Annotated in this window: 6 protein-coding genes; all 6 read left to right on the plus strand. The window is 64.7% G+C overall.

The window, feature by feature from the left end:
- Window positions 1-37: 37 nt before the first annotated feature.
- Window positions 38-376, plus strand: a complete 339-nt coding sequence (locus tag NUV79_RS25070) for a hypothetical protein (RefSeq protein WP_257735790.1) — start codon at window positions 38-40, stop codon at window positions 374-376.
- A 68-nt stretch (window positions 377-444) separates the two neighbouring features.
- Window positions 445-1,215 (plus strand): ABC transporter ATP-binding protein, encoded by a 771-nt coding sequence (locus NUV79_RS25075; protein ID WP_257735791.1) that lies wholly within the window; start codon window positions 445-447, stop codon window positions 1,213-1,215.
- Window positions 1,202-1,948, plus strand: coding sequence for an ABC transporter ATP-binding protein (locus NUV79_RS25080; RefSeq protein WP_257735792.1), 747 nt, complete (start codon window positions 1,202-1,204; stop codon window positions 1,946-1,948). Before NUV79_RS25075 ends, NUV79_RS25080 begins: the two co-directional genes overlap by 14 nt.
- 58 nt (window positions 1,949-2,006) lie before the next feature.
- Complete coding sequence (locus NUV79_RS25085) at window positions 2,007-3,212, plus strand: ABC transporter substrate-binding protein (RefSeq protein WP_257735793.1); 1,206 nt, start codon at window positions 2,007-2,009, stop codon at window positions 3,210-3,212.
- Window positions 3,213-3,379: 167 nt separating this feature from the next.
- Entirely contained in the window at window positions 3,380-4,267 is an 888-nt protein-coding gene (locus tag NUV79_RS25090) for a branched-chain amino acid ABC transporter permease (RefSeq protein ID WP_257735794.1), read from the plus strand.
- Window positions 4,268-4,289: 22 nt separating this feature from the next.
- The coding region (locus NUV79_RS25095) for a branched-chain amino acid ABC transporter permease (protein ID WP_257735795.1) at window positions 4,290-4,788 on the plus strand (499 nt) is incomplete at its 3' end.

The following is a 4,788-nucleotide window of genomic DNA, read 5'->3' on the forward strand; positions in this document are numbered from 1 at the left end:
ACCTTCAAAGCGATAACCGCCCCCAACGGGGCCAACATTGCAGGCGATCTCACACCGGGTCGCCTACTGGGATTTCAACGCACCGGTAACCCCGGAGACAAAGCGCGATACCTCGGGCACCGCGATCGCCGCGGCCGCACTTCTCAAGCTGTCGCAAATTCATCCTGACGCAAACAAGGCCGCGACCTATCGCGACACGGCGGAAGCAACCGCACGCTCACTGGTCGAAAGGCACCTAAACTCAATGGGCATTCTGGCCGACGGATGTTTTGATCCAAAGAACGGTACTGCCGTCTCAAACGAACTAATTTGGGGCGACTACTTTCTGTTCGAAACAGTCGCCACGATAAATGGCAAGCTTCATTCTCCTGTTTGATCCAGTAAACGCCTCCACCGCCTTTCTAGATATAGGCGCGCGGACGCTAGCGGCCAGCAGTGCGAGCTATGAAAACAAACACTATTCTTTCGACATCAGGCCTCACCAAAGAATTTGCCGGCTTTACAGCTGTAAACGGCGTCGACCTCAACGTGCGCCGCGGCTCTATTCACGCGCTGATCGGCCCGAACGGCGCGGGTAAGACGACCTGCTTCAATCTGCTGACCAAGTTCCTCGCGCCCACGCGCGGCGCGATCGTCTATAACGGTCGCGACATCACGCGCGAGAAGCCGGCCGAGATCGCCCGGCTCGGGCTGGTGCGGTCCTTCCAGATCTCGGCCGTGTTTCCGCAGCTCTCGGTGCTGGCCAATGTCCGGATCGCGCTGCAGCGGCGCAAGCGCGGCGATTCCTTCGACTTCTGGCGCTCGGAACGGTCGCTCAAGCAACTCGATGCCGAAGCAGCCGGCCTGATCGACGCCGTCGGCCTCACGCCCTTCCTCGGGCTGACCGCCGGCGAGCTCTCCTACGGCCGCAAGCGCGCGCTGGAGATCGCGACGACGCTGGCGCTCGATCCCGAGATGCTGCTGCTCGACGAGCCGATGGCCGGGATGGGCCGCGAGGATGTCGAGCGCATCGAGGCGCTGATCCGCAAGGTCTCGCAGAACCGCACCATCCTGATGGTCGAGCACAATCTCTCGGTTGTCGCCTCGCTCTCGGACCGCATCACCGTGCTGGCGCGCGGCCAGGTGCTGGCGGAAGGCGACTACGCCACCGTCTCGAAGGACCCGCGCGTGGTCGAGGCCTATATCGGCTCGGGAGTTGGCCATGGCCACCACTGAAGCGCTGAAGGCCCCCTTGGCCGCCACCGGCACCGCCCCGCTGCTCAAGGTCCGTGGGCTCGAAGCCTGGTATGGCGAGAGCCATGTCCTGCACGGCATCGATTTCGACGTCGCGCCCGGTGAGGTGGTGACGCTGCTCGGCCGCAACGGCGCCGGCAAGACCACGACGCTGAAGTCGATCATGGGCGTGCTGGCTAAGCGCAAGGGCTCGGTCGTGCTGGAGGGAAAGGAGACGGTTCACCTGCCCTCGCGCGCCATCGCCAGGATGGGCATCGGCTTCGTGCCGGAGGAGCGCGGCATCTACTCGACCCTCTCGGTCGAGGAGAACCTGATGCTGCCGCCGCAGGTGCGCCCAGGCGGACTCTCGCTCGACGCGATCTTCACGCTCTTTCCGAACATCAAGGAGCGTCTGAAGAGTCAGGGCACCAAGCTCTCGGGCGGCGAGCAGCAGATGCTGGCGATCGGCCGCATCCTGCGCACCGGCGCGCATCTGCTCCTGCTCGACGAGCCGACCGAGGGCCTCGCCCCCGTCATCATCGAGCAAATCGGCCGCACCATCGCGAAACTGAAGCAGGACGGCTTCACCATCATCCTGGTGGAACAGAACTTCCGCTTCGCCCAGACGGTGGCGGACCGGCACTATGTGGTCGAGCAAGGCAAGGTCATCGACATGATCCCGAATGCCGAACTCGACGCCAATATCGACAAGCTGCATCGCTATCTCGGCGTCTGAAGCAGCGCGACCCATAAAAGCAGCCGGCTCAGCCGGCATCCATAGAGGGAGAACGATCATGAAGCTGAAGACGATTCTCGCGACCACCGCGCTTGCGACCCTGATGGCCGTCCCGGCGCTCGCCCAGCAGATCACGGTCAAGGCCGGCGTGCTCAACGACCGCTCGGGTCTCTATGCCGACCTCTCCGGCGAAGGCTCCGTCATCGCCGCGCGCATGGCGGTCGAGGACTTCAAGGCCGCCGACAAGGGCATCAAGGTCGAGATCGTCTCGGCCGACCACCAGAACAAGCCCGACGTGGGATCGACGATCGCCCGGCAATGGTACGATCAGGACGGCGTCGACCTCATCCTCGACGTGCCGACCTCCTCCGTCGCGCTGGCGGTGAGCCAGATCACCAAGGAGAAGAACAAGGTCCATATCAACTCCGGGGCGGCCACGTCCGACCTCACCGGCAAGGCCTGCAACGCCAACACCATCCACTGGACCTACGACACCTACGCGCTCGCCCAGGGCACCGGCGGCGCCATGGTCAAGGCGGGCGGCGACAGCTGGTTCTTCCTCACCGCCGACTATGCCTTCGGCCATGCGCTGGAGCGCGATACCTCCGCCGTCGTCACCAAGGCGGGCGGCAAGGTGCTCGGCGCCGTCCGCACGCCCTTCCCCGGCACGGACTTCTCGTCCTTCCTGCTGCAGGCACAGGCATCGAAGGCTAAGGTCATCGGCCTGGCGAATGCCGGTGGCGACACGATCAACTCGATCAAGCAGGCCGGCGAATTCGGCATCGTCGCGGGCGGGCAGAAGCTCGCGGGCCTGCTCGTCTTCCTGACCGACGTCCATTCGCTCGGACTTCAGGCCGCGCAGGGCCTGGTCCTGACCGAATCCTTCTACTGGGACAGCAACGACGGCACGCGGGCCTGGTCCGACCGGTTCTCGAAGCTGAACGGCGGCAAGCGCCCGACCATGGTCCAGGCCGGCGTCTATTCCGGCATGCTGCATTACCTCAAGGCGGTCGAGGCGGCGAAGAGCAAGGATGCGGGCGCCGTGGTCGCCAAGATGAAGGAGATGCCCACGGACGATCCGCTGTTCGGGAAGGGCTCGGTGCGTGCCGACGGCCGCAAGATGCACAATATGTACCTTTTCGAGGTCAAGAAGCCCGCCGAGTCGAAGGGCACCTGGGACTACTACAAGCAACTCGCCGTCCTGCCGGCGGAGCAGGCGTTCCGCCCGCTTGCCGAGAGCGAGTGCCCGCTCGTCAAGAAGTGAGCGCCTGATCGCCATCTGAAGCCCTCCGCGTTCATCCCGGGCGACACTGGTCGGCCCGGGATGCATCGGAGGGTTCCGGAACCCCAGGACAGGCCCCGGTTCCGGGTTTCGCCCGGCCCGGACGGCGGGGGTTCGACAACAACCTCACGAGATGATCTGAGACCATCATGTTCGAGCTTCTAGGCGTTCCGCCGCAGGCGCTGTTCGGTCAGGTCCTTCTCGGCCTGATCAACGGCTCGTTCTACGCCATCCTCAGCCTCGGGCTGGCGGTGATCTTCGGGCTGCTCAACATCATCAACTTCACCCATGGCGCGCAGTACATGATGGGCGCCTTCGTCGCCTGGATGTGCCTGAACTATATCGGGATCAACTACTGGGTTGCGCTCCTGCTGGCGCCGATCATCGTCGGCGCGACCGGCATCGCGATCGAGCGCCTGCTGCTCAAGCGCATCGCCCATCTCGACCATCTCTACGGGCTGCTGCTGACCTTCGGCCTGGCGCTGATCATCCAGGGCCTGTTCCGCAACCAGTACGGCTCGTCGGGCCTGCCCTATGCCATCCCGCCGCAACTCGCCGGCGGACAGAACCTCGGCTTCATGTTCCTGCCGAACTACCGCGCCTGGGTGATCGTCGCCTCGCTCGTGATCTGCCTCAGCACATGGTTCCTGATCGAGAAGACAAAGCTCGGGGCCTATCTGCGGGCGGCGACCGAGAACCCGACCCTGACCCAGGCCTTCGGCATCAACGTGCCGCTCCTGGTGACGCTGACGTACGGCTTCGGCGTCGCGCTCGCCGCCTTCGCCGGCGTGCTCGCCGCGCCGATCTATTCGGTCAACCCGAACATGGGCGGCGACCTGATCATCGTCGTCTTCGCGGTGGTCGTGATCGGCGGCATGGGCTCGATCATGGGCGCCATCGTCACCGGTTTCTCGCTCGGGCTGATCGAGGGCCTGACCAAGGTGTTCTACCCTGAAGGCGCCGCGACCGTGATCTTCGTCATCATGGTGCTGGTGCTGCTGGTGAAGCCGGCCGGCCTGTTCGGCCGTGCGGCCTGACGCGCAAGCAAGGACTGAAGACATGACCGACCTTGCCTCGACCGACGCCTCCGCCAGCGGCCTCGCCCCCAGCGAGGCCGCCGAGAGCACGGCACGCCTGCACCGCAACCTGTTCATCGCGATTGCCGCAGTGCTCGTTGTCGCGCCGTTCGTCGCCTATCCCATCTTCGTGATGAAGGTGCTGTGCTTCGCGCTGTTCGCGCTCGCCTTCAATCTTCTGCTCGGCTATGGCGGCCTGCTCTCCTTCGGCCATGCCGCCTATTTTGGCATGGCGAGCTATGTCAGCGCCTATACCGCCAAGCACTGGGGCCTGACGCCGGAGCTCGCGATCCTGCTCGGCACCGCCGTGGGCGCCGTCCTCGGCCTCGTCTTCGGCGCGCTCGCCATCCGCCGCCAGGGCATCTATTTCGCGATGATCACGCTGGCGCTCGCCCAGATGGTGTTCTTCTTCTCGCTGCAGACGCCACGCTTCACCGGCGGCGAGGACGGCATCCAGGCCGTGCCGCGCGGCAAGTTCCTCG

This window comes from Allobosea sp. 47.2.35 (assembly GCF_024655635.1).
Classification (GTDB): Bacteria; Pseudomonadota; Alphaproteobacteria; order Rhizobiales; family Beijerinckiaceae; genus Allobosea.